Origin of the sequence: Natrinema gari JCM 14663 (genome assembly GCF_000337175.1) — an archaeon.
In the GTDB taxonomy this organism is placed as follows: Archaea; Halobacteriota; Halobacteria; order Halobacteriales; family Natrialbaceae; genus Natrinema; species Natrinema gari.
In genome coordinates, this window is sequence record NZ_AOIJ01000049.1 from 111,142 (window position 1) to 136,321 (window position 25,180).

The window sequence follows — 25,180 nt, forward strand, 5'->3', positions numbered from 1 at the left end:
TTGCGGACGACACCGCGCCCGCTCGTGGCGGAAGGCGACTCCGATGGGACGGCCTCACCGGTCCGTTTCGACGGCGTACATGTCCGGATTACGCCACCAGAACAGTCCCCACGCCAGCAGGAATCCGGCGGCCATCGCGAGGACATCCTGCAGGAACGAAGACAGCCCCAGATCGATGATGGCCGCGAGCGCGACCGCCGAGCCCAGCGCCGCGCCGGCCACGACGAAGAGGACGTCGCCGACGACCCGCGCACGCGAATGGTCCCAGTAGGACTGGCGCTCCTCGTCGTACCAGACGCCGACGTAGATCAGTACCGGCGACATGATCGCGATGACCGTGACCGACCGGTACGCCTCGGGGAGCACCGTCGGTACCAGAACGAGCAGGTTGAGCAGATTCGCGCCGAGTGCTGCCAGAAACAGGCCGATCAGCAGCCATCCCCACCGCGGGAGTCGCTCTTTGTCCATATCGGAACCGCACACCCTGAGAAAATAACCCTGGCGTTCTCGCCGTTATTCGGCACAGCAGGCGTCTTTCTTCGGGGACTCCTCGACGCCCCCGTTTCCGTCGGCCGCGACCGGGTCCTCGAGCCGATAGAGGCTCTGACGGGCGTCCGCAAAGTAGATGTCCTCGTCGACGATTCCGATCTCTTCGAGGCGCTCGAGGGCGTATCGTACCGTCCGAGCCGAGAGCATCGATTCCTCGACGATCTGTTTCTGCGTCAACGGCCCGTCGTACTCGAGGACCTTGAAGACGAGTTTCGCGCTCGGTGGCAAGTCTTCGATCTCCTCCCCGTCGGTCTCTGCCATATTACGATTCGAAAGGCCCCAGCAGTATAAAAGTTGAGCCTTACCGAGAGGGAACGGTGATCGATTGCAACAGGTCTTTTCGAGTAAAGTATCGAATACGCTGCTAAAACCAGTATATTCGCCTCACCGGCCCCCGGAACGAAGATGTCGGGTCCGACGAAAGTCGGCGAGCGTGATCCGTTCGACGCCGGGGTTTTCGAGCGATTTCGAGTCCGCACCCGGGTCGGCCGCTCCTCGCTTACCCCTCGCCGATCATCCGGTCCTCATCGGCCCACTCCCGCTTGCGGAGCTCGTACTTCTGTATCTTCCCGGTCGCGGTCTTGGGTAATTCCGACACGTATTCGATCCGGCGAACGACCTTGTAGCTCGCGAGCTGTTCGCGAGTAAACGCCGTCAGCTCGTCGGCCGACACGGGCGGATCGGTCGGATCGCCGTTCGACGGCACGACGAAGGCCTTCGGCGTCTCGCCCCACTCGTCGCTCGGTGCCGGGATCACCGCCGCGTCCCCGACCGCCTCGTGATCGAACAGCGTGTCCTCGAGTTCGATGCTCGAGATGTTCTCGCCGCCGGAGATGATGATGTCCTTCTTGCGATCGCGGATCGCGATCATGCCGTTCTCGTCGATGGTTGCAAGGTCGCCGGTGTGATAGTACCCTTCGACGCGGTCGTTGAACGCCGCCTCGGTCGCGTCGGGCTTGTTCCAGTACCGGTCCATGATCTGGTTGCCCCGGACGACGATCTCGCCGAGCGTCTGATCGTCGCGGGGGACGTCGGCCCCGTCCTCGTCGACGACCCGAACGTCGGTCCCGAGGACGCCCATCCCCTGGCGCTTCTTGATCTCGAAGCGGTTGTCGTCGGTCATGAGCCGCTTCGCGTCGGAGATCGTGATCAGCGGCCCCGTCTCGGTCGCGCCGTAGAGGTGTTTCAGGTACCAGCCAAAGCGGTCCTCGACGGCCCGAATCGTCGCCTCCGGCGGTGCGCTGCCGGCGGTCGTGACCCGGACCCGGTTCTCGCCGGTCATCGCCGGCTCGCCCTCGCTCTCGTAGTAGTCGATCAACTGGTTGAGCACCGCGGGAGCGGCACAGAGGAAGGACACGTCTTCCTCCCGAATCGACGAGACGACCTCGTCGGGGTTGACCCCGCGCGTACAGACGTGGGTCGCGCCCAGTCCCGTCACCGCATAGATGTGCCCCCAGCCGTTGACGTGGAACATCGGCAGCGTCCACAGGTAAGTGTCGTCGTCGGTGATCTCGTGGTAGATCGACATCAGATAGGCGTGGATCGTCTCGGTCCGATGCGTGCGACAGACCCCCTTCGGATCGCCCGTCGTTCCCGAAGTGTAGTTGATCGTGATGATCTCGTCCTCGGCCATCTCGGGGCGGTCGAACTCCGTCCCGGCCGCCGAGACGACGGCGTCGAAGTCCTCCCATGCTCCGTCGGACTCGTCCGACGCGGCGTGCTCGGCGTCGCCGTCCCCAACGGCGTCGGTATCGTTCGTGATGAACGTTTCAGTCGGCACCTCGTCGCGAATCGCCTCGATCTTGTGGGCGTACTCGTAGTCGGCGAAGATGGCGTCGACGCCCGCGTCCGACAGAATGTACTCGTAATCGTCCGGCTCGAGCCGGTAGTTCAGCGGGGTATGCACGGCCCCGATCTGCATCGCGCCGAAGGCCGCCTCGAGGTGGTAGTGCGTGTTCGGATCGAGGACGGCCACGCGGTCGCCTTTCTCGATACCGCGTTCCTGGAGTGCCGCGGCAAAACGGTCCGCGCGCTCGCCGAACTCCGCGTACGTGAAGCGGTCGCCGTCGGCTCCCACGACCGCCTCCTGCTCCCCGTAGTGCTCCCGTGCCTGCTCAAGGAAGTCCGTGACAATGAGTGGCGTTTCCATACGGCAAAGCATTCGGATATGGCTCGTATAGTGATTTCGTTTATTATCGATCAGGAGGAATACCGACGCGGACCGTCGGCGCTGCGTTTCGTCCCTGCGGAGACGCCGGGCTGTCGATGGCTCGAGTTGCCGGCGGACGCCGCGGTGAGTACAGGGACTACAGCTGTTTCCAGACGTCTTCATCGTCCTCGAACCCGTCCGGATCGTCGGGCGCGGCGAACTCGTCGCTCGGGTCGAGTTCCAGGATCTCCTCGGTGGAGAGGTCCCGGTCCCCGTCGATCACGTCCGGCTGCTTCTCGAGGTCCATCTCCGGCCAGGCGGTCTCCTCCCAGAGACCGCGGTCGCTGTAGTAGTAGACGACCCCGTCGTTGACGACCGCGAACAGCCCCCGCTGGGTGTCGTGGACGACCCGCTCGTTGGTGTCGATCGCGACATCGACGACATCCTCGAGCGTGTCCAGCGAGACATGGTAATCCCCGATCCACATCGGGATCGAGCCCCGGGAGATCCACTCGGCGTAGCGCTGTTCGTGGACCGCGCGGCGAGCGCTCTCGACATCGGTCGGCGAGCGCCGGGCGACGATCGCCGCCCCGGCCAGCGAGAGCGTTCCGAGCACCGACAACCCGCCGATGAGCGCCGGGCTACGGGACTCCGTCGTGCGGACCGTCCCGCTCCGATGGCTGTTCGATGCGGAGTCGGAGAGGTCCCCCTTGAGCCAGTAGGCGCCTTCCGTGATCGTCACCGGCGTCGTGGTCGTGAGGGTGCCCTGATGACGCTCCGTCTCGTACTCGACGCGGAGCACCAGCTTGAGGTCGACCGAGCCGACGCCGCTGATCTCGCGCTCGAGTTGGCGCTGGCGCTGTCGGTAGGACTCGAGGTCGATCGTCGCCTGCGACGTCGCGACACCGTTGTCGACCGCGGGCGACTCGCGGAGCACCTGATGGGTTTCGTTCCAGAACGGCTTGTCGTCGCGCTTCGCTTCGAACCGAAGGAGTAGTTCGTGGGTGACTGCCCCGTCCGCGATCGGCGACCCGCTGGTTTCGTTTCGGAGCGTCGTCCTCGGTTCGACGGTGAGCTCCGGTGTGGCGTTCAGAAAGTACACCGAGCTATTGGTGAGTTCCTCACCTTCGGTCCAGAGCGTCCCGCTCTCGGTGACGACGGCGCTCGTGTCGGCGTCAACCGTGACCTGTTCCTCGCCGAACTGGGGTGCGGTCGTCGTCTCCGGGTTCGCGACGGCCCAGCCGGTCGCGCCGATCGCGAGGAGCCCCACCACGAGCAGCACGATCATGATCGTCCGACCCTCTTTGGCCAGCAGCAACTCGAGACGCGGGTTATCGATCATTCGTTGCCCCCCGGGATCGGACGCCACGTCCGAGCGCATTCGGTGGCCGAACCGTCCACTTTCGAACTGGTCGGTCACCGGGACAATTCATACGCTAATGATGGAAATGAACCACTATAAGGGTAGCGGCCTTGCGGTGCTAATCCCGGTTTCTGCGCCACTTGCGAAGCTTTCGGTGGAGCCGTGTCGACAACGGGATGTGATCGCCAGTGGATCGAAACCGGATGTCGTTACTGCCGAAGAGTACGAGCACGACTCCGACGGCGAGCCCGACGACGACGGCGTTGACCGCCGCGATCGCGACGAGCGGGTGGAGATCGTGGAGCCAGAACAGGACGGACGGGGGCAACACGGCGAGATAGCGATACTCGCCGAGATGGCGCGTATACTCGCCCGTCTCCTCGGGGGCTGATAGTGAGACCGTCGTCTCGCCGCTATCACGGATACCGACGGTCTGCCGTGCCGGGTCCGCACTGATACTGCGGCTTTCGGCCTCGTGAACGACAGCGATCGGCAGATACCCCGAGTTGTCGACGGTACGAGTGAGCGTCGCCGTCTCGCCGGGGGCGACGATCTGTGGATTGTCGTCCGGCGATTCCGAACTGATGAGTTCGTACTCGGTCGTTCCCGAGGGGACGACCATCGCCGCGGTCGCAAACGTGACGAATACGAGCAAGACGAGTCCAAGCGCGGTCCAGAAGGCGATCACGTTCTCGCGCGATCGCGAGCGCCTCGTTTCGCGCTGGGATGGACCGAGCCGCTCGAAAAGCGTTCCGAAGCCGAGCAACGCGACGCCGATCGCGACCATGAGCGCACCGAGGCCGTTCGCGGACATCGTCGCCAGTCCGAACACCGACGCGACGACGCCGGCGACCGATGCTGCGACCCCCTGAATCGCCAACACCGCGGTCCCGAGCTGTGGGATCGTGACCACGGACCCCCCTGGCTGCCAGACTTCGGCGACGATCTGGCCCTCCGTGACATGGGGTTCGCCGCCGTCCTGATCGGTAAACGGGTTCGCGTCGCCTTTCGTAACGTACCCCTCCTCGGTTTCGCCGACGACGCGGTGGGTCGTCAGCCCGCCGTCGTGGAGGGTTCGGGCCTGATAGACGACGACGTCACCCTCCTCGATGTCACCGGCAACGAGGCTTGGAATCGCCACGAATCCGTCGCCGGTGTCGATCGTCGGCTCCATGCTCCCGGTAGCGACGTACCCGAGCAGGATCGGCTGACCGAGCAGTTGGCCGACGATCAACAGGAGCACGGCCAGCACGAGGACGAGGCCGAGCCCTCGTTTTGCGAGTCCGACGGCGGTCATGAATCAGTTGGTGACACGGTCATGGTCGGCTGACTGTTCGAGTACTGTTTCTTTCGGATCCAGCAGCATAAAGGTCGCGAGAGCACGAGCCGAGCCGCGACGACTCGCGAGCGAGACGCGGCGATCGACCACCACCACGGCCGTGCGAGTTGGCCGACCGCGTGCTAGCGGAAGAACGCCCACCGGCGGTTCGCAGCGAGCACCAGGACCAACAGCCCCGCCGTCGCCGGCGGAGCGAGCGCCGCCGTCGTCGCCGGTGAGAGTTCCCGATCCCGGATCGAAAACGCCGCCCGCTCGACGGACACCGTGCCCGCGGACACGCCGTTGACGGCGGTCTCGTACGTGCCGGGCTCGTCGAACCGGCGCTCGAAGGTCACCGTCCGCTCGCCGTTCGCCGGAATCGAAACGGCCCGGCTATCGACGACGATCCCGTCGACCGCCACCTCGAGCGTGCGCGTCACTCGCTCGTCGGTTGGGTTTTCGACCGTCGCTTCGATCGTCGTCGACTCGCCGACGGTGATGTCGGGATCGACGACGGTCGCGGTGACGATGTCGGCCGCCGGCCCGTTGACGGTCACCGACGCGCTCCCCACCCCTTTGATGCCGACATCGTACGTCCCGGGCCACTCCATCGGCCGCTCGAACGTGACGGGCTGCGATTCGCCCGGCCCGAGGGTAATCATCCGCCGATCGACCACGGTCCCGTCGACCGTCAGGACTGCGGTCGCCGAGGTCGTCGTGTCGCCGGTGTTTCGATACGTCGCCGTCGCCGTCACCGTCTCGCCAGCCTCCACCGTCGTGGATGACAGCTCGAACGCCGAGCCGTCGATGGCCGTCGATTCGGCCGGCGACGATCCGCTCGAGCCCCCTGGCATGGGTTCGCCGTCCGCGTATTGGACCGTGATCGTAAACGTCTCCGTCCCGGACCGTGCGATGTGCGTATCGACCGCGACGCCGATACGCGCGACGGTCCCGGCCGACGGCTCGAGCGGGCTTGCCTCGCTGATCGTCGCCGTCGGCTGGTCGTTCCGATAGAACGTGAGTCCAGGGACGTCGTGGTCGATCCAGATCCGCTCGACCGCGTCGTCGGTGACGGTAATCCTGAATACGTCGTCCGCACGCGTGACCGAGCGGTCGTTAAGAGCCTCGAGATCGAGTCCGAGTTCACCGTTCTCGACGGCCGCGTACTGTCCGTTGGCAGCATCCTCGGACTCGAGGATGACGTCCTCAGTGACGTCGTCCGCACTCATCGTCAGTGCTGCCGTTGGCACGATGAGCGAGACCAACAACGCGGCCACGAGTAGATAACGGGATGCTTTCATGTAATAAAACTGGACTCGATCGGGCACCGATACGCGGCTCGCGACTGTCAGCCCATCACGATCACGTTATACGGAACTGGCCACGATGGTCACTTCCGAGAGGTACCCGCTGATAGTCGTGCTCGGATCGAAGCTCGATCCGGGATCCGCGACACCGATCACTAACGATACTTCCTCGTTCGGGTCCGACCCGCCCGTTGCATCCAGGGAGACCGAAGAGCCGTTCGTTCCGTCGCCGACGATCGAGTTATCGTTCTCGTCAGTGAACGCGTACTCGATCGTGAGCGAGTTCCCGTTGCCGTCGTTGATCGTGTTTTCGATCACGGCGTTGTAGCTATCCAGAATCGTCGGCGACGTCTGGATGGTACCCTCGCTCGAATAGATACTCAGGTTGACGTTGTTCGAGCCGTTGTTGATCGTCCGGAACAGCGGGCTGAACGTCGTCTTTGCGCCGAGGTTGATGCCGGAACTGTTCCCCAACGAGTCGAACGCCAACTCGAGTGTCCCGTTCGTGATCGATGACGCGTCCGAATATTGGTTTCCGTTGCTGTCACTGGTATCGAACGCGAGCGCACTCGATGCGTCACCGGCGACGGCGACGGAGACGGTTCGGTCCGCCTCGACACTACTAAACGCGCCTGTTCCGAGCGCAGCCCCGCCACCCGCAACGATCGTTCCCAGTCCGACTAACACATTACGTCGATTCATTTTCATGGTTGGTATCTCCGTGCTACGTCCAAGCACCGACCGCCGAGGGTGCTGGAACGCAGTTCCTACTTGCGACCACGACCCCTACCCACTTTGTATTGAGTAGCCGGAACCGGCGAAAGACCGGCCATACTGCCGTTCAAGGCGGTCTTGAACGCGTGCGCCTGGGTCTCGAGAGGAACAAGTGCGGCCTGAAACACCGCCGAGAGAAAGCAGGGCAACGAGGTGGCAGCCGAAATGTTGGGAATTTGATGTATTTCACCAACCGAATCAAACGGGGGAGAGCCTCGAGTTAGCCCCTCAGCGCTCGGTGCACCGCGTTCGGCGGCCGGCATTCCCGAGTTGGGGTTCGATCAAGTGGTACTTGAGACGGCTGTTCTCAATTATGATAATAGAACTATCTCGCGTATTTTTATATGTTTCTTTCGGGTAGTATGAATAGAGCTAATGGTGGGTACACGACGTCCGTCCCGGAGTCGAGAACACGACGCTGGGGAGCGAGGGGCAAGTTCGATAATCGGGATCCTGTTGCTATTTACACTCGTTATACTGGGTGCAGCAGTGGTGTTCGTCGCCGGGTCAGTGATGTTCGACTCGGTTCAGACACAAGTGAACAACGAACAGACACAGAAGTTCGTCGAAGAGACGGACCAGGGCATCATGACGGCCGCGACGACGGGCAAAAACCAGCCGCTGCCGATCGACGAGATGCAGGCGGAAAAACCGATGATCACGGACGATGGGTCGATCAGCGTCACGTGGTACAACGAAACGGGGCCGAGTTGCTCGACCGGCGAGAAGAGTCTCCGCACGCTCGAGTTCGAACTCGACGACCGGACGATCGCCCATCAGGGCGGCGGCGTCTGGAAGAAGGCCAACGGGCAGACCACCGTCGTTTCGGAACCCCAGATCGGGTACGACGGTGAGACGTTACGGCTCCAGATCCTCCAACTCGAGGAGGGCGATTTCGGGGCCTCCGAAGCGGTGGCGAAAGCCGACCACAGCAAAGCGACGGACCTTACCGAGGAGATCAATACCGTCGCCCAGAACTGTCCGAACGGGACGAGCGTGAAATTCACGATCGAAAGTTCCTATCACGAGGGCTGGTACCAGTACCTCGACTCGGAGTTCGGGACGGAAGCGAACGTGACCCAACACGGGAATGCAGTGACAGTGAAACTCGCCGACATCAGAGAGCCGTTCGACCCTGCGAAGTTCATCGTCAAAGAAGACCACGGGCTGCGTGGTCCCGGTGGCAAGGCGCTGGCGAAGGACCAGCGACTCGCACGCTCTCTGGCCGGAAAGGGGAACGGCGGCGGAAAAGGCGGCAATGACGTCTTCAGTATTAAAACGACGATCAAGAACGTCGGACAGCGAGACGAAAGCCAAGACATCACTGCAACGATCTTGGATGACGACAGCAACAAGACGCTGCTGACGACTACGCATTCCAATCTCTCAGTTCCGAAAAACGGCGGTGAACGGACCATCGACCATCCGGGACTCAAGTTCGAACTCGATGCGGCCGCGAAAAAGAAACTCGACCACGGTGAGACGTACAAGTACATCATCGAAACCGAAGACGACCGGACTGATACGCCCGGTACGTTCTACGTCGGCATGTCGGGCTCGTACTTTAACGTCTCGAACGCCAGCCACGACATCGACGAGAACGTGACGATTACCGCGGACGTACAGAACATCGGCGTCGAGAACACGAGCGATGGTCGCGCGGATCTCGAGCTCGAGTATCTCGACGACGAGACCCCGGACGCGTATAAACGGATCAGTCCGAACACCGTCAACGGCTCGTACGGTGCGACGACGACCGTCGAATGGACCATAAACACGAGTCGGATGATCCGAGGGGACTACGAGTACACCGTCACCACCGCCGACGACAAGTCGGTGACGAAGACGTTTACCCTCAATACGGGCGTCGATCCGAGCGATACGGAACTCGTTTTGGACGCCGGGAACGAGGTCAACGTCTCGGTTCTGGGGACCGAAGTATCGGCCGAAGGGCCAACTGATGAGCGACGGACACGGCTCGTTGACGGCGATAAAGCAAACGGAAAGTGGAAAAAGAGCGGTAGCGGTGAATGGAACTTCTACAATGAGGGTTGGAATCGGAGTGGTGGATGGAGAACCAATAGCTGCAGATATTGCGATGAGCCGACGGAAATCTGGTGGGACGACGATGGTGGCTGGGAACTCGAGTGGACCAAACGCGGAGACGGCGACTGGTCTTGGAACGGACCAGGAACGTGGCAACAGCACCCCGTCTACTACAAGCAATGGGCACCGGTGACGACGGAGATCATCACGCAACCGGTCGACGAAAACGGAAAGCCGATCGGCAAGTCGAACACGATCCAGCCGGAGAGTTGGGGCAGCGAAACCTACGAGTCGTACCGATCGCCGGAAGACCAGAACCTCAACACCCACGATACGCGAGACAAAATCTGGAAGTACAACTTCACGACGGAGGATCGAATCAGTCTCACGTTGAGTTCGACGTTGTACAGCTGTAGCAATTACCAGAAGAAGAACACCGATCTGTATACTGACGGTGAGTATTACCCGTATCACGACACGTGGTCGAGATACAACGGGAACGGCTACTGGGACCACTACGACTGTGGGAACATCTACGGGAAGTCACTCGAGGTGGACGCGACGACCGACTCGAACAAGGCGAACGTCCGTGTCAGGAGCAGTGGAAACAACACGGTGCCGGAGCTACGGGCGGGACATCAGCGCCAGCAGAGCGCTGACGAAGTGCTCGAGCGCGGCGACAAGGACCTCTTCGGTGGCAAATACGAGAACGGAACGGGATATCTCGACCTCGAAAAAGGAAAGGAGTTCGTCTTCATGTACGAACTGACCGAGGAAGCGCCAGCTAACACGGACCCCGAGGAGTTCTGGAAGGAAGCCAAAGAGACCGACACACCGGGGGACCCGAACTTCAACGACGTGATCGTCCTCGTCGAAGTCGACGACGTGCCGACTGAAGACATCGTCTCCCCGATACCCGTCGGGGAAGACGGGGTACCCGTCGATGTCGGTCGCGGGGAGTCTGACAACGACTCCAGCGATCAATCCGACCCCGACTCCGGCGTCGAGGTCGATACGGACAAGATCATAATCGGCTAACGACCGCCGGCGCTGGGGCGGCCGGGACGGACACCGATATTAATCTTCGTTGCCGTTATTGTTTCCAACGGTATATCTCAACGGTTCGATATCGGAATTCAGGTAGACGTTCGTTCCAACGGGAGAGGGTTGCTATCCCTACTCTCGGATGGGGACATCCCGATAGGAAATGTATCATCACAAGACACTAGTGACATTCAGAACAGGTGTAGCAACAAGCGTTATGTATCAACAGCACCGATATTCGTATTGAGAAGGGGATGGCAACAACCAGCGAGAGCGACCCGAGCGCGACGGATGCAACAGGTCAGGACGACCAGCTACCGGCCGGTGAAATCTTCGACCTGCTGAGCAACCAGCGTCGCCGGTACGTCATCCACTACTGCAAGGGCGAGGACGAACCCGTTCCGATCGGTGACCTCGCCGAACACGTTGCGGCCTGGGAACTCGAGAAGGACGTCGCGGAGGTCACGTCCGCCGAACGAAAGCGGGTCTATACGTCGTTACAACAGTCGCACTTGCCCACCCTCGAGCGCGCCGACGTGATCGCATTCGACGATCGGACGATCGAACTCACGGACGAGGCGGCCGAGTTGGACGTTTACCTCGACATCGTGCCGGGCGACTCGGTCCCCTGGGGAACCTACTATCTGGGGCTGGCTGCGGTCGGGTCGGTCGTGATGGTAGGGTTGTGGCTCGAGGTAGTCCCGACCGAGACGATTCCGGAACTCGGCTGGGCCACGCTGGTGGTCGGGCTTTTCGCCGCCTCCGCAGTCGTCCACGTGGTCCAAAACCGACGGATGCGGCTCGGCGAGATGGAGCGGCCACCGTAAGTCATGAACGCGTTCACCAAACTCGCGGTCGTCTTCCTCTTCGTTGGAGCGGTGCTACTGGCCGGTCCGGTGTTCGGATTTAGCTCACTCGCGGCGAATCGAGGAGCCGACGTGTCAGTCGGCGGGAGCGATGCGTTGATCGGTGTCGATGCGACGCACCTCACGCTCGACGGGCCACGTGACGAAGCGACGGTCTCGATCGAGAACAACGCGGGACGGCGACTCTCCCTCGAGGCCGAGGATACGACGGGCCCGGACGTGCAGGTCGACGGGCAGTTGTCGGGCACGCTCGCGGCAGGGGAGAGTCTCCAGGTGACGGTTTCGTGCAACGGCGGGGGGACGAGCGGCACCGATTCGGGAATCGTCACCGTAACCGAAGCGATCAGCGACGACGGTTCGATCACCGTTCGGGATGCGACCCTTCCGGTCACGGTCGACTACGAGTGCACCGGCGGCAAACCCGGAACGCCGCCAGGACAGCCGAGTGACGACGACGTCGTCATCGAACCTGGCGGCAAATCCAACGACGAGATCGACAGCGACGGGACCGTCTGGATCGGCGACGGCGGCAAGGCAAACGACGAGGTCAAGGCAGGCGGCGATGTCTCGATCGGAACCGGTGGGAAGACGAACGACGAAGTCGAGGCGGGTGGCAACATCGTTACCGCCGACGACTACACCGCAAACGGTGAACTCTCCGCTGGAGGCGATGTCTCGATCGGCGACGGCGGCAAGACCAACAACGAGGTCACTGCTGGTGGCAGCATCACCACCGGGGACGACTACACCGCAAACGGCGAACTCACCGCGACCGAGGATATCACCGTCGGGTCGGGTTCGAAGATTCAAAACGGCATCAGTGCCGGCGGGGACATCTCCATCGGTAGCGGGTCCAAAGTCAACGGCGAACTGGATGCGGGCGGCGACGTATACGTCGGCGACTCCGTGACGTTCAACAACGAAGTCACGGCCGGAGGGACGATCTACGTCGGGTGCGACGTCAGGTTCAACGGCGATCTCTCCGCTGGCTCCGTCGTCGACGAGTGCTGAGGTCGTGCTGCGGGACGGACCAGACCGAGCGCGGACCGCTCGATCGAACAGTGCCCGGGTGCGGTTCGTGTCCGACGATGCGAACCCCTTTTCACCACTGACAACAGAGTTCGGACTATGTCGACCGAATCGATCAGCGATCGGCGCGAGCACATCCGCTCGGTCAGCGTGACGGCGTTGTCCGCGCTGCTGGGCGTCGGTGCAGCGCTGGCCTCCGCAACCTGGGTCGGCCTGTCAAAGGCGGCGGCACAGGACACGCAGGCGCTCGCGTTCGTTCTCGGGGCGATCCTCGTCCAGTACGTCCTCATCAACCTCTCGGGGATCTACGGCGAGGACGAGTTCGGGGCGAAACACTACCTGTTCATCGCGTTCATGACCTTTTCGCTGTGGTTCGTGACGTGGGGTATCCTGCTGACCGCGGAGGTCTCGGGCTAGCATGGCCGACGACAGCATCGCCGTCGTAGACTTAGACCGGTGCCAGCCGGACCGGTGTGGCTACGAGTGTAAGAACTACTGTCCGCCGAATCGCACCGGCAAGGAGTGTATTACCCTCCGTGGCGAGGAGGCCGACGAAGGCCAGCCCGAACAGATCCACATCTCCGAAGAGATCTGTCTGGGCGAGAGCTGTGGCATCTGCGTCGAGAAGTGCCCCTTCGATGCCATCGAAATCATCAACCTCCCACAGGAGCTTCAGGACGAGCCGGTCCACCGCTACGGCGAGAACGCCTTCTCGCTGTACGGGCTCCCGGCACCACAGGAGGGGCAGGTCACCGGCATTTTAGGGCCAAACGGGATCGGGAAGACGACCGCCGTCCGCATTCTGGCCGGCGAACTCGAGCCCAACCTCGGTCGCCACGACGAGGAACCGGGCTGGGACGAGGTCCTCGAAGCCTATCGTGGGACCGAACTGCAGGATTACATCGCCGACGTCCGCGACGGCGACATTACGATCGCACGAAAGCCACAGTACGTCGATCAGATCCCGAACAGTTTCGACGGCAACACCCGCCAACTGCTCGAGCGGACCGACGAGCGCGGCGTGCTCGACGACCTCGTCGAGCGGCTCTCGCTCGGCCCCGTTATGGGGCAATCGATCGACGACCTCTCGGGGGGAGAACTCCAGCGGGTCGCCATCGCGGCCACGCTGGCCCGCGACACGGACTTCTACTTCCTCGACGAGGTGACGCCGTATCTCGACATCGGACAGCGCGTGACCGCGGCGCGGTTGATCCGCGAACTCGCCGAGGAGGCGGACAAGTCGGTGCTGGTCGTCGAACACGACCTCGCGATCCTCGACTTGCTCGCCGACACGCTCCACGTCGCCTACGGTGAGCCGGGGGCCTACGGTGTGATCACTTCGCCCAAGTCCGTCCGCAACGGGATCAACGAGTACCTTTCTGGCTATCTCGAGAACGAGAACATGCGGATCCGGCCGGACCCGATCGAGTTCGAGGAGCACGCGCCCCGCAGCGCGACCGGTGCCGACGCGCTCGTGGAGTACCCGGACCTCACGAAGAGCTACGGCGACGGCGAGTTCAGCCTCGAGATCGAGAGCGGGACGATCCGGGAAAACGAGGTGCTGGGCATCGTCGGTCCCAACGGGATCGGGAAATCGACGTTCGCGAAACTGCTGACCGGCAACCTCGAGTCGGACGCGGGCGACACCGATCTCGACCTCGATATCTCGTACAAACCCCAGTACGTCACCATCGACCAGCACATGCGTGTCGATGCGTTCCTGTCGTCGATTACCGACCAGTTCGGCTCCTCCTACTGGAACACCGAAATCGCACAGCCCTTGCAGTTAGAGCGGATCATGGAGCAGACCCTCTCCGACCTCTCCGGTGGGGAGCGCCAGCGGGTCGCCATCGCGGCCTGTCTCTCCGATTCGGCCGACCTCTACCTGCTCGACGAGCCCTCCGCCCACCTCGACGTCGAACAACGGGTGCAGGCCACGAAGGCGATCCGACGCTACGCCGAACAGCAGGACGCCACCGTATTGGTCATCGACCACGACATCTACATGATGGACCTGCTCGCCGACCGGCTGATGGTCTTCGACGGCGAACCGGCCGTCCACGGTCGCGCCGGCCAGCCCCAGCCCATGCGCGACGGCATGAACGAGTTCCTCGCGAACCTCGAGGTCACGTTCCGCCGCGACGAGCGGACCTCCCGGCCGCGGATCAACAAGCCCGAATCACAACTGGACCGCCAGCAGAAAAGCGACGGCGAGTACTACTACGCGCCGTAGGCCGTAAGTCGTCGACTCGAGTCGTCCGGGTCGAATCGCGGCGGGCGGAACGCAGAGAATTAGCTAATCAGGCGTTGACAGCTCCCACAGAGGTGTTCTTCCTTGATGTCGACCTCGCGAACGGTCGGCGAGAAGTTCATGACACAGCGGTTGTTATCACAGTGCTCGAGGCCATAGGTGTGCCCGATCTCGTGGACGATCTCCTTGCGGACGCGGTCCTCGAAGATGTCGGCGGCGCTTTGGTTCGAGAAGCCGCCGTCGCTCGAAGTCTGCAGTCGGTACGTCGAGACGACGCTCCCGCTGCCGTCGAGATAGGCGAGCCCGAAGACGTAGTTCCGTCGCCGGTAGAAGAGATCCTGTGGGGTAATCGCGATATTCTTCTCGCCGCGGCCGACCCGTTCGGCGAGTTGGATGAACGTTTCCGCGGAGTACTGGTTCCGATCGGAGTCGTAGGCTCCGTTCGGGATCGACTGCGAGTCGTTGACCGACACGTCGCAGTCGTAGACCGATCGCAACGCGGTAGAGGCCGCCCGCTTGACCTCGGCGGAGACGTTGCCGACCGGCACGATATCGACGAGCATAGCAAGGGCTATGACCGCGGGTGCCATAAACGTCCCGCCGTGGCCCACTCGCGCCGGAATCCCGATACAATGATCGATCACATTGACGAGTACGAGCAGGTCGTCGAGGTCGGGATCGGCCGCCGGGCGGATCTCGCTCGAGCGCTCGCCGAACGCGGGGTGGCCGTCACCGCGACGGACGTCCACGACCGCGACGTTCCGGACGGCGTGGCGTTCGTCCGCGACGACATCGTCGATCCCGAGCCGTCGGTCTACGCCGGCGCGGACGCGGTGTACGCGCGGAACCTGCCGCCGGAGCTCCATCGGCCGGCGCTGGCAGCGGCTCGAGCGGCCGACGCCGACTTCCTCTTTACGACGTTAGGCGGCGATCAGCCCGCAGTGCCGGTCGAACGGGTGACAATCGAGACGGGGACGCTGTACGTCGCTCGAGGGCCGCCGGAGTGACGATCCGCCCGTGATCGGGAGTCGGAGTCGACGTGTTCGACACGCTCGGACTGGGAATCGCGGCGGTCCCGCTCGTGGGCGTTCCGGTGCCGTTCCGCCCATCGTCGCACGCCCACGGTCGAATACCGGTCGCCTTTATCGTCGCCGGCCCGTTCCCACGGGTATGAACGCAGACGCAGTCGTCCTGGACATCGACGGCGTGCTCGTCGACGTCGCCGACTCCTACCGGCGGGCGATCGTCGAATCCGTCGACATCGTCTACGGCCGAACGATTCGTGCGGACGACATTCAGGAGTTCAAGGACGCGGGCGGGTTCAACAACGACTGGGAACTCACCGACGCCGCCGCGCTCTACATCCTCGCGGTCGAAGAAGGGTACGGCGAGTCGATCGAGACGTTTACCGACGCGATCGCGGCCGCGGGCGGCGGGCTCGGGGCGGCCGAGAGCGTCGTCCGCGAGGCGATCGGCGCGCGGGCGACCCAGCGCGTGACCGACCGCTGGAATCGCGAGCGACTGCGCGACGTGTTCCAGCAGCTGTACCTGGGCGACGAACTCTACCGCGGACTCGAGGGCGGCGAGCCCGATCTCGACCGCGAAACGCCGGGATTCATTCACGACGAGCCGGTGGTGCTCAAGCACGCGGTCCGCGATCGGCTGCTCGCGGACTACGACGTGGGCGTCCTGACCGGCCGGCCGGAAGCCGAGGCCGAGATCGCCCTCGGTCGAGTCGGCCTCGACGACGCGGTTCCGGTCGAGCACCGCTTCACGATGGACGACTGGGAAGAAGGGAAGCCCCATCCGCGCGCGCTAACGACCCTCGCGGAGCGGTTCGGAGCCGATTCGGTCGTCTTCGTCGGCGACACGTTGGACGACGTTCGGACGGCGGGCAACGCCGGCGAGGCAGACCCCGATCGCGAGTACCGCGGTATCGGCGTCCTGACCGGCGGGCTGACCGGCGCGGAAGGACGGCAGAAGTACGAGCGCGAGGGTGCGGCGGCCGTCCTCGAGTCGGTGAACGACCTGCCCGAGTGGCTCGAGTCGTAGTCGCGAGCGGGGAACGCTACTCGTCTAACCGGCGACAGGAATCGAAGCGATCGTCGGTCAGGTAGACGGTCCCGTCGCGAACGGCGACCGCGATCGAGTCGAGCGCGTCGCCCTGACAGGGGCCTGCGGTACAGACGCCGTCATCGCACTCGAAGCGTGCACCGTGTTCGTGACACACCAACTGATCGTCGCGGACGATCGCCCCCGGCCCGGGATCGAGGCGGACGTCGGGCTTGTGCGGACACGAGTTCCGCCACGCTGTGACCTCACCGCCCTCGCGTCGGAGGATCAGTTCCGTCCCGCGACGATCGCGTCGGGCTTCACACCGGAGCGTCCCGTTCGTCGGGACGGCCGCCAGCGGAGCGATGCGGCGGGAGTCAGCGTCACCACTGGCCCCCGCAGTGCCGGCCGCATCGCCCGACTCCCCTTCGGTTCCGCCGTCGACGCTGAATCGAAACGTCGCGTCGCCGGTCGAGACATCACCCTCGTCGTCGTAGACGCGGACGGCCCTCGATTCATCGGCACTCTCGAGGGTCACTTGTACGGAATCGCTCATACACCTCGTTTTCGGCCAGCCTAAAAATACGTTCCGAACCGAGGGTCCGGATTTCCGGACGCGGGCGAGCGGATTCGGTCCGCGAAAACGCGCGATATCCCTTTATATTGGCCGCCGGAAAGAGGCGATATGGACGACGACGTTACCGTCGACGTAGAGGTCGAAGTCGAAGTGGACTCGAACGAACTCGAGATCGAAGTCGGCGACGAACGCGAGTTCGAGGGCGAACTCGAGGCCGACGGGCTCTCGATCGCGGTCGAGGCGGAGATCGAGGTCGCGGGCGAGGCGGAGATCGAGGTCGCGGGCGAAGCGGAGGCGGACGACGACTCCGACACGGACGCGACGGACGAACCGGAGACGACCGAAGAGGACTGACCGGGAGCGCCCGGGCCGACCTTGTGAGTTTCGCGCGTGTCGAAAAACGCTATGTGCTGGCCCCGGTACGCCACTGCATGGCCTGGACGGTGATGCCGACCTACGACGACTACGAGACCGCCCGCGCGGCGTTCGCGTGGGACCTCCCCGACGAGTACAACCCCGCCGTCGATTTCCTCCGCAAACACGAGGACACGAGTCGGACGGCCCTGCGGTATGAGGCCCCCGACGACGGCCTCGAGACCTACTCGTTCGACGACCTCGACGAGCGATCGGATCGGCTCGCGGCCGCGCTCGCCGACCTCGGCGTCGGGGCCGGCGATCGGGTTGGCGTCGTGGTCCCGCAGAAACCCCAGAACCCGCTGACTCATCTCGCGAACTGGAAGCTCGGGGCGGTCTCGGTCCCGTTGACCGTCCTCTTCGGTCGCGATGCGCTCCAGTACCGTCTCAAAGACAGCGAGGCGACCGTCGCCGTCATCGACCCGAGCGTCCGCGAGACCGTCGACGAGATCCGCGCGGCGTGTCCCGCACTCGAGCACGTAATCGAACTCGGCGACGGTGAGTCGGTTCGAAGCGGGGCCCACGCGTTCGACGACCTCGTCGCAGCCCACGATCCCGGTATCGAACACTACGATTCGACCCCCGAGACGCCGACGGCGATCATGTACACGAGCGGCTCGACCGGGCCGCCGAAGGGCGTCCGCCACAGCCACGCGCTCTGGCTCGGGCGGGCCGCGGCGGCGTACAACTACTTCGACCAGGGGCTGCGAGCGGGCGAGTCGATGCTGTGGACCCCGGCTGACTGGGCGTGGGGCGCGGCGCTGGGCGGAACGCTGTTCGCGGCGTGGCACCACGGCTGTCCGGTCGTCGGCTGGCCCCGTGACGGGTTCGACCCCGACGAGGTCTACGCCCTGCTCGAGCGCCACGACGTGACTGCGACGTTCATGCCGCCGACCGCGCTCCGGATGCTGATGAGCGTCGACGACCCGGACGCGCGGTACGACCTGTCGCTCGAGACCATCGCCTCGGCCGGCGAGCCGCTCACGTCGGAGGTCGTCGACTGGGTCGACGCGGCATTCGAAGACGTCGCGATCAACGAATTCTACGGGCAGACCGAACTCAACCTCGTCGTCGGCAACGCCGAGCGCTGGTTCGACACGCGGCCGGGGAGCATGGGCAAACCGTTCCCCGGCTACGAGATCGCGGTGCTCGATCCCGAGACGGGCGAGCGACTCGAGCGCGGTGCGGTCGGCGAACTCGCGGTGAAGCCGGGCGATCGGCGGGTCTTCTTTGACGCGTATCACGGATTGCCCGAGAAGACGGCGGACAAGCGGACCGAGGAGGGGTGGTTCCTGACCGGCGATCTCGTCAAGCGAGACGCGGACGGCTACGTCCGATTCGTCTCCCGGGCCGACGACGTTATTCTCACCAGCGGGTATCGCGTCGGCCCCATGGAGGTCGAGGACGCGATTCTCACGCACCGGGCCGTCGAACAGGCGGGCGTCGTCGGCGTTCCGGACGATACCCGCGGCGAGGCGATCATGGCTTATGTCAAGCCCGCGATCGACGACTACGACCCCGAGGGACTCCGGACGGAGATTCGGACGGTGGTTCGCGACCGACTGGCCGAGTACGAGTACCCCAAACACATCGAGTTCGTCGAGCGGCTGCCGACCACGACGACCGGCAAGATCCGTCGGCGCGCCCTGCGAGAGCGCGACCGAACCGGCGAGGAGTGAGCCGCGGCGATCGACGGCTATCGTTTCCCGGCCGCAGACCGCCGTGAGGGCGACATTCGGAGTCGGTTTTATTACCCACCCATGCAAATGCGGGTCTATGCATCGCGTATTGATTCCCATCGATACCAACGAGGACCGCGCGCTGGCCCAGGTCGACTACGTCAAATCGCTCCCGAACGCCGCCGAGGCGGTCGAAGCCTACCTCGTGTTCCTCTTTACCGGCCACAGCAACGAACTCCCACAGGAGTTCGATAAGTTCAAATCCGCCTCGCGGATCGACTCCGTTCGCCGGGCCCAGGAGTCACTCGAGGAGGCCGGCATTGAGGTAACGGTGCTCGAGGACAGCGGCGACACCGAAGACGACATTCTCGAGGAGGCCGAGGCCTACGATGTCGATTCGATCGTCCTCGGCGGACGGAACCGATCACCCGTCGGGAAGGCGATCTTCGGCAGTACGACCCAGGGCATCATTCTCGGCTCCGACCGGCCGGTGGTCGTCACCGGCGCAAAGGCGAAGTAAACAGAGCCCTCTTCTCTCGGGGCTCGCTGATACTGCTGAGCAGTCGCCGTAGCATCAAAGAGCATACGGGCACCGCGTCAACGGTGTCCGGTACAAATGAGTCCGCTCGATGCGCCTTCCCGCGATCTCATCCGGCCGGTCCCAATCGACGAGGTGTACGTCTCTGCCGGGACGACTGGCTGCGAACGCGACCGGCAGTCGCGCTCGCGTGGCCTCGCTACGCGTGGGCGTGGTTCCACCGTTTTGCACCCAACGCTGTGCTACGCAGCGGGGCGTTTCTCAACTGCGAGCGGTAGCCCAACGCCGACGGGTACGCTTCCACTGACGTATTGCACAGCTCTGCGAGTGACCGCGGAGCGAAGCAGGCGGTGTCGAAGCCGAGTGGCGAAGAGTGCGACGATCCCAAGGTACAAGACGCTGAGTCCTGCATAGAGGGATCCCAGAATCGACAGCTGGAAAGCGGCGTTCGTGGTTTCCGGGACGAACTGGGGAAAGAACGCGAGGACGAATACCGCGACTTTCGGGTTAGAGACATTGATCATGACCGCCTTTCGGTATGTCTCTACGAGCGAGTCATCCCGCTTGGCAAGGTCGGTTTGGAGATCGAACTGATCGTCGCTCCAGAACGTCTGGACACCGAGATAGAGGAGGGACGCGGCACCGACGTATTTCACACCCATGTAAGCGAGTACGCTCGTTCGAAGGACTGCCGCCAGCCCGGGTACCGCCGCAATCGTGTGGACTATAGGCGAGAGGGAAATATAGAGAGCCCAGATAACAAACAGTGATTTAATCCATATTGTACAGCTATTGACTAGCATATTTTGAGGGGGACTTAGACACGGAGTATATTTGTACCAATGTAGTATAGTAATATTATGGGGATAAATATAAAATAGTCCTATACTTCGTGGGACTGTTCCTCGTATTCAACTCTATCGGGCATCTGCTCATTCCTGCTGACGCTTATCTTTCGTATGCGATAACCGGAACTTCTGTACTCGTATCGTTTCTTTCTATAGGGGTTATTCGATATCGTCACCGTAACTGATCGAGACGCAAGTACTTGGTCGCGCCGGCAGCCACCTTATCCGAATCGATACCGAGCATTCGGTATGGAGATCCGGGACCCGGAAGCCGATGAGGCCGAGCGGATTCGAACGGTCGTGGACAGTTCGATGACGGCCTCCGGAACAGATCGACGGCATCACCGACGACCAGTTCGCCGAGGACGACCGGCGCATCGAGGTCGCCGAGGAGTCCCTCGTGAAGTACGTGTACGCGGCCGCAGACACCGACGTGGACCTGCCCACAGCATCGAAAACCGCGGAGTCGGACCGCGAGGGGGACGCAGCGGACGAGGCGTTCCCCGAAACGGAGACGACGGACGGCCAGCTGACGGTGACCGACGGCGGCGAAACGGTGTACGTCGCCCGCGACGAGGCGGAGTCGGGGACCGCGGCGTCGTTTTTCGTCACCTACGAGGACGCGGCCCACGCGGACCAGTACGGCTTCTACTGTTCGAACTGCGGTTCGCTCGACGTCTCGATGGGCGAGAGGGACCGACTCGAGTGTGCCGAGTGCGGGAATGCTCACGCGGAGCGGTCCGAACAATCGGACGACGACTCGTACCTCTAGGGCTGCCGTCGCCGCGCCCGATCGTATTGTTCGTCGTGTCGAGCCGCTCGAGGCGGTGTCCCCGACTCGGACCGCGGGGCCGTCACTTCGCGAAGATGCTGTCGGCCGTCGCCGCCCCGACGACGCTGAAGACCGAGCCGACGGTCACCGCCTTGAACGTGGTCAACACAAGCCCACACGAGGCCGCTGCGTGCTCGAGGAACGGCCCGGGGGCACGAGCCAGAGAGACGGGATCGCAGGCGGTCGTGGCGTCCTCGAGGAACGTCTCGGGCGCACCGAACAGGAGCGCGAGCGCGGTCACCGAGCCGAAGGTGACACACATGAGTGAGATAAAGCGGACCGGAACACCGGCGACCTCCTGTTCGTCGTCGATATCCCTGGTCGTGTCCGCCTTGTACAGCGCCGCGTAGCCGATCGCGAAGACGATGGCGACGATCGACAGCGCCTGCAGGATGTGCATGTTTTCCGCGAGGACCCAGACCTCCTCAGTGACCACGAAGGGGCCGGCGAGCAGGAATCCGCCGACGATCTGCTGGGCGGAGTCCGCGAGCCGGAAATCACGCGGCCGGCGCGGCCGTCGAAGTTTCATAGCGAAAGATTATAGCGGACCGATAAAACGCTCCCGCTCGAACGACCGGTCTTCGAGTCGGGCGAGCGACGACTACACGCGATGGGGTCACACGAGGAGCAACAGCGCGGCGTATCCCGCCGCGCCGACGGCGAACGCCCAGAACCGGCTCTCGCGGTCGGACGGCAGTTCCTCTTTGATCACGTTGAGAATGATCCCGCCGGAGAGAAACGGCACGAACACCGCGATGAGGAGTTCGGTGTCCTCGAGAACGTATCCGCTCCCGAATCCGGCGATCACCGCGGCCGACAGCACCCACCGACCGCGGCGATGGTACGTCGTGCCGTGATGAGCCCGGAGGCCGTCGTCGGTGACGAGGAAGTGGAGCCCCATCGCCACGGTAAAGAGGGCGGGGCTGCCGAGTTCGCGGTCCCACAGGAGGTAGCCGACGATCGCGTTGTAGGCCGCAAACGAGGTGATGTGGAGCCAGAACGAGCCGCTCCCGGCGCGGTCATCGTCGCGTCCCGGAGCGGCGCTCGCTCGGTGAGCATGGCGGTCAAGCCCGTAGAAGGTGACGAATCCCAGCAGCGCGATCAGGTAGCCGTACTGCTCGGCGAACGCCGCCGGTGTTCCGTGTGCCGCAAGCGTCGCCGCGGCCGCCCCGACCTCGGGGAGGAGATGGACGAACACGTACGCGACCGAGACGCCACCGGCGAGCGACAGCCACCGACTTCGGGGAATCCGGCCGCTGACACCCAGTCGTCCGGCGACGAGGTGGACCAGCGCCAGTGCGATCGCGAACGCGGGAGCAGCCACCGCGTCGGAGACCGGTGGGCCGTTCGGGCACATCGACGCCCCCTACACCACTGGCGCGTATCTAGGTTGGTGTCCGATCGACTCAGTCGTCGGCGCTGTAGGGTCGGTCGGCACCGATCAACGGCATCGCGTCGCCGATCGTCCCCGCGGTTCGCCGGAGGAGCCGGCCCAACGCCCGGCGGCGGCTGACGAACAGCGCTATCCCGAGGGCGACGTAAATCCCGCTGTAGACGAGCAGGAGGTCGGTGCTCGAGACCGGCAATGCGACGATGTCACGGATGATGGCGAACTCGAGGAGGACCTGCGAGAGGAACAGGCCGAGCAGCGTAACCGCCTCCCCGACGGAGATTTCGAACCTGAGCAGGAGGGCGATGGCGAAAAACGACTGGGCGGCGGTCAGCCAGATCTCCGCCGACTGCTTGGAATCGAACGCGAGTACGCCGTATTCACCCAGCGCGAGCGAGTGGACGATGACCAGCGTTCCGATCAGCAGCGTCCACTGGTTGAGCTTCGAGGAAATCAGGGCGTTGAAGCCGGCAGTCGAGCGCGCCTTGTTCACCAGATAGACGACGACGATGAGCTCCGGCGCTTCGGAAGCCAGCGGCGCGATCCACTGGATCATGAAAAAGGAGGGAATGCCGGCGCTCTCGCCGAGGTGTTCGAGCCCGTGAGCGAAGGGTTCGACGGCGGTGAAGATCATCGCGCCGGAGTAGGCAAAGAGCACGAGGACGGTGGCGATCCGACCCGGCCTCGAAAAGCGCTGGAGGTACGCCGGGACGCCGACGTGGTCCGTCTCGGGTTCGACCTCGCCCCGAAGGACCACCACGATGTAACAGACGTAGAGCCCGACCAGAAACAGCATGTCGAAGATGTCGATCCCGCCGTTGAGCGGGACGAGGAACGCCCAGAGCGTCGCGAGCAACAGGAACACGATCTCGAGACCGATCTCCCGGTCTAAGATCACGACGTCCGAGAGGAAGCCCGGTCGGTTCTCGACGGAGGGATCGGTCGCCGACCCGCGACGGAAGACGGTAAAGAGCGCGACGCCGGCCCAGCCGATGCCGATGAGGATCCGATTCGCACCGGTCATGTTGGCGACGGCCAGGGTACCGGCTTCGATCCCGCGTTCGGTGCCCGCGAACACGCCCGCGTTCCAGGCGTAGAGCGCATCGACCGCGTACTCGGGTGCGACCGCTAACACGGCAAGGACCGCGATCGCGAACGCTTGCGGAACGTCCTTCTCAGCAGTCTCGGCCGCCCACGCGAGCAGAAACGACGCGCCGAGGACAGTGAGCCCGGTCAGGAGAACCGTCCAGAGCGTCGCCACCGCCCGGAACGCAGCCGGCGCTTGATACTCGAGTCCCACGGCCGCCGCGAGCCAGGGGAGAACGCCGGTCGCTCCCACGATGGCGAGCCAGGGGACTGTCAGTGCGACTGCGGCCGAGATCGCGCCGAGTGCTTGTCGTCTCATGGAGATCGTCTAGGAACGCGTACTGATCGAGCGGCCGTACGTGGGATGGTGCGGATGCTGCCTGCTACTGCTGTGGAGCGCCCTCCTCGTAGGGCTGCACGACGACGAACCCATCCGACCCGGTGAACTCGAGTTGGTAGGTCTCGTCGGAGGACTGTCCGATCAGGTTCGAGAGCGCGCTGTCGACGTGGCTGCCGGGTGTCGTCTCGCTCCAGGCGACGGTCGCACTGGGGTCGGTTCTGACCGGTGGGCGCAGGACCAGCGGCTCGCCGTGGGTCGTAATCGCGACGGTCCCCGGCCCCTCGAGGAAGACGTTGGTCATGCCGCCGGCCGAGAAGCCAGCGATGCTCTCGACGGTCCGGATCTCGTAGGTCACGCTCGACTCGAACGCGAGCACGTCGTTCCCGTTGACCGAAACCGACTGGCCAGCCTCGAGTTCGAGGAGTTGAATCTTCTTCTCCTGATCCGCGAGATAGAGGTGACCGGTCCCGGTGGCTTCCATCACGGGCGTTCCCTCGTTCGTCGCTGCCTCCTTGAGGAAGCCGGTGATGCCGCCTTCGGCGGAGGACCGCCCCTCGAAGGAGATGTCGCCGTCGTAGGCGATCATCGAACCGGCCTTCGCGATCACCGAGCCGTCGAGCGCGATATCCAGTAGCTTGTCGTTCTCGAGTTGGAACTGTTCACCGTCGTCCGTCGGCTCGTTGGTACTGACGAAGTCGTCGATGTTCATGATAGCTCGAGCGGATGCT

General features: G+C 63.7%; 25 protein-coding genes and 1 pseudogene. 12 read left to right on the forward strand and 14 right to left on the reverse strand.

Annotation, left to right across the window (positions count from 1 at the left end; translation table 11 throughout):
• Positions 1–54: 54 nt before the first annotated feature.
• The 7 genes from C486_RS09280 to C486_RS09310 form a co-directional block, all read right to left on the reverse strand.
• Complete coding sequence (locus tag C486_RS09280) at positions 55–468, reverse strand: hypothetical protein (RefSeq protein WP_008455440.1); 414 nt, start codon at positions 466–468, stop codon at positions 55–57.
• 45 nt (positions 469–513) lie between these two features.
• The gene (locus tag C486_RS09285; RefSeq protein WP_008455442.1) at positions 514–810 is read right to left on the reverse strand and encodes a winged helix-turn-helix transcriptional regulator; all 297 of its coding nucleotides are present in this window, start codon (positions 808–810) and stop codon (positions 514–516) included.
• Positions 811–1,048: 238 nt separating this feature from the next.
• Positions 1,049–2,698: a long-chain-fatty-acid--CoA ligase gene (locus tag C486_RS09290; protein ID WP_008455444.1), complete on the reverse strand. Its 1,650-nt coding sequence runs from the start codon at positions 2,696–2,698 to the stop codon at positions 1,049–1,051.
• A gap of 157 nt (positions 2,699–2,855) precedes the next feature.
• A complete protein-coding gene (locus C486_RS09295) occupies positions 2,856–4,040 on the reverse strand; it encodes a DUF5305 domain-containing protein (RefSeq protein WP_014864729.1) in 1,185 nt (394 codons plus the stop codon).
• Positions 4,041–4,179: 139 nt separating this feature from the next.
• Entirely contained in the window at positions 4,180–5,358 is a 1,179-nt protein-coding gene (locus C486_RS09300; RefSeq protein ID WP_008455449.1) for a signal peptidase I, read from the reverse strand.
• A 164-nt stretch (positions 5,359–5,522) separates the two neighbouring features.
• The gene (locus C486_RS09305; protein ID WP_008455453.1) at positions 5,523–6,680 is read right to left on the reverse strand and encodes a CARDB domain-containing protein; all 1,158 of its coding nucleotides are present in this window, start codon (positions 6,678–6,680) and stop codon (positions 5,523–5,525) included.
• Between the two features lie 66 nt (positions 6,681–6,746).
• A complete protein-coding gene (locus C486_RS09310; RefSeq protein WP_187290122.1) occupies positions 6,747–7,394 on the reverse strand; it encodes a hypothetical protein in 648 nt (215 codons plus the stop codon).
• 441 nt (positions 7,395–7,835) lie between these two features.
• Between C486_RS09310 and C486_RS09315 the strand changes: the two genes are divergently transcribed.
• From C486_RS09315 to C486_RS09335, 5 genes are all read left to right on the forward strand, one after another.
• Positions 7,836–10,544: a DUF7289 family protein gene (locus tag C486_RS09315; protein ID WP_449289191.1), complete on the forward strand. Its 2,709-nt coding sequence runs from the start codon at positions 7,836–7,838 to the stop codon at positions 10,542–10,544.
• Positions 10,545–10,804: 260 nt separating this feature from the next.
• Complete coding sequence (locus tag C486_RS09320) at positions 10,805–11,377, forward strand: DUF7344 domain-containing protein (RefSeq protein ID WP_008455459.1); 573 nt, start codon at positions 10,805–10,807, stop codon at positions 11,375–11,377.
• Between the two features lie 3 nt (positions 11,378–11,380).
• Positions 11,381–12,427 (forward strand): hypothetical protein, encoded by a 1,047-nt coding sequence (locus tag C486_RS09325; RefSeq protein ID WP_008455461.1) that lies wholly within the window; start codon positions 11,381–11,383, stop codon positions 12,425–12,427.
• Positions 12,428–12,544: 117 nt separating this feature from the next.
• Positions 12,545–12,862, forward strand: coding sequence for an EMC6-like membrane protein (locus C486_RS09330; protein WP_008455462.1), 318 nt, complete (start codon positions 12,545–12,547; stop codon positions 12,860–12,862).
• 1 nt (position 12,863) lies between these two features.
• Positions 12,864–14,678: a ribosome biogenesis/translation initiation ATPase RLI gene (locus tag C486_RS09335; protein ID WP_008455464.1), complete on the forward strand. Its 1,815-nt coding sequence runs from the start codon at positions 12,864–12,866 to the stop codon at positions 14,676–14,678.
• 59 nt (positions 14,679–14,737) lie between these two features.
• On the opposite strand, the gene C486_RS09340 is transcribed toward C486_RS09335, so the two are convergent.
• On the reverse strand, positions 14,738–15,259 hold the full coding sequence (locus C486_RS09340) for an archaemetzincin family Zn-dependent metalloprotease (protein WP_007110719.1): 522 nt from the start codon (positions 15,257–15,259) through the stop codon (positions 14,738–14,740).
• Between the two features lie 39 nt (positions 15,260–15,298).
• On the opposite strand from C486_RS09340, the gene C486_RS09345 reads away from it, so the two are divergent.
• Positions 15,299–15,703, forward strand: coding sequence for a UPF0146 family protein (locus C486_RS09345; RefSeq protein ID WP_275039790.1), 405 nt, complete (start codon positions 15,299–15,301; stop codon positions 15,701–15,703).
• A gap of 163 nt (positions 15,704–15,866) precedes the next feature.
• Positions 15,867–16,748, forward strand: a complete 882-nt coding sequence (locus C486_RS09350) for a TIGR01548 family HAD-type hydrolase (protein ID WP_008455468.1) — start codon at positions 15,867–15,869, stop codon at positions 16,746–16,748.
• Positions 16,749–16,764: 16 nt separating this feature from the next.
• Here C486_RS09350 and C486_RS09355 read toward each other — a convergent pair whose 3' ends face one another.
• Positions 16,765–17,304, reverse strand: coding sequence for a Rieske (2Fe-2S) protein (locus tag C486_RS09355; RefSeq protein ID WP_008455470.1), 540 nt, complete (start codon positions 17,302–17,304; stop codon positions 16,765–16,767).
• Between the two features lie 129 nt (positions 17,305–17,433).
• Between C486_RS09355 and C486_RS09360 the strand changes: the two genes are divergently transcribed.
• The 4 genes and pseudogenes from C486_RS09360 to C486_RS20955 all read left to right on the forward strand — a co-directional run.
• The gene (locus tag C486_RS09360) at positions 17,434–17,679 is read left to right on the forward strand and encodes a hypothetical protein (RefSeq protein WP_008455471.1); all 246 of its coding nucleotides are present in this window, start codon (positions 17,434–17,436) and stop codon (positions 17,677–17,679) included.
• A 77-nt stretch (positions 17,680–17,756) separates the two neighbouring features.
• Positions 17,757–19,418 (forward strand): acyl-CoA synthetase, encoded by a 1,662-nt coding sequence (locus tag C486_RS09365; protein WP_049910345.1) that lies wholly within the window; start codon positions 17,757–17,759, stop codon positions 19,416–19,418.
• A gap of 97 nt (positions 19,419–19,515) precedes the next feature.
• Positions 19,516–19,938, forward strand: a complete 423-nt coding sequence (locus C486_RS09370; RefSeq protein WP_049910346.1) for a universal stress protein — start codon at positions 19,516–19,518, stop codon at positions 19,936–19,938.
• Between the two features lie 105 nt (positions 19,939–20,043).
• A pseudogene (locus tag C486_RS20955) lies at positions 20,044–20,175 on the forward strand (IS1595 family transposase); the annotation flags it as partial.
• Between the two features lie 23 nt (positions 20,176–20,198).
• Here C486_RS20955 and C486_RS09375 read toward each other — a convergent pair.
• Positions 20,199–20,759 carry a LysE family translocator gene (locus C486_RS09375; protein WP_083866015.1) on the reverse strand — a complete coding sequence of 187 codons (561 nt, stop codon included), beginning with the start codon at positions 20,757–20,759 and terminating at the stop codon, positions 20,199–20,201.
• A 445-nt stretch (positions 20,760–21,204) separates the two neighbouring features.
• Between C486_RS09375 and C486_RS09380 the strand changes: the two genes are divergently transcribed.
• The gene (locus tag C486_RS09380) at positions 21,205–21,576 is read left to right on the forward strand and encodes a DUF5816 domain-containing protein (RefSeq protein ID WP_008455479.1); all 372 of its coding nucleotides are present in this window, start codon (positions 21,205–21,207) and stop codon (positions 21,574–21,576) included.
• An 82-nt stretch (positions 21,577–21,658) separates the two neighbouring features.
• On the opposite strand, the gene C486_RS09385 is transcribed toward C486_RS09380, so the two are convergent.
• From C486_RS09385 to C486_RS09400, 4 genes are all read right to left on the reverse strand, one after another.
• Entirely contained in the window at positions 21,659–22,165 is a 507-nt protein-coding gene (locus tag C486_RS09385; protein WP_008455481.1) for a DUF2391 family protein, read from the reverse strand.
• 87 nt (positions 22,166–22,252) lie between these two features.
• Positions 22,253–22,993: a hypothetical protein gene (locus tag C486_RS09390; RefSeq protein WP_049888312.1), complete on the reverse strand. Its 741-nt coding sequence runs from the start codon at positions 22,991–22,993 to the stop codon at positions 22,253–22,255.
• A gap of 49 nt (positions 22,994–23,042) precedes the next feature.
• Positions 23,043–24,431 carry a sodium/calcium exchanger membrane region gene (locus C486_RS09395; RefSeq protein WP_008455484.1) on the reverse strand — a complete coding sequence of 463 codons (1,389 nt, stop codon included), beginning with the start codon at positions 24,429–24,431 and terminating at the stop codon, positions 23,043–23,045.
• A gap of 64 nt (positions 24,432–24,495) precedes the next feature.
• Positions 24,496–25,161, reverse strand: a complete 666-nt coding sequence (locus C486_RS09400; RefSeq protein ID WP_008455486.1) for an AIM24 family protein — start codon at positions 25,159–25,161, stop codon at positions 24,496–24,498.
• Positions 25,162–25,180: the final 19 nt, after the last annotated feature.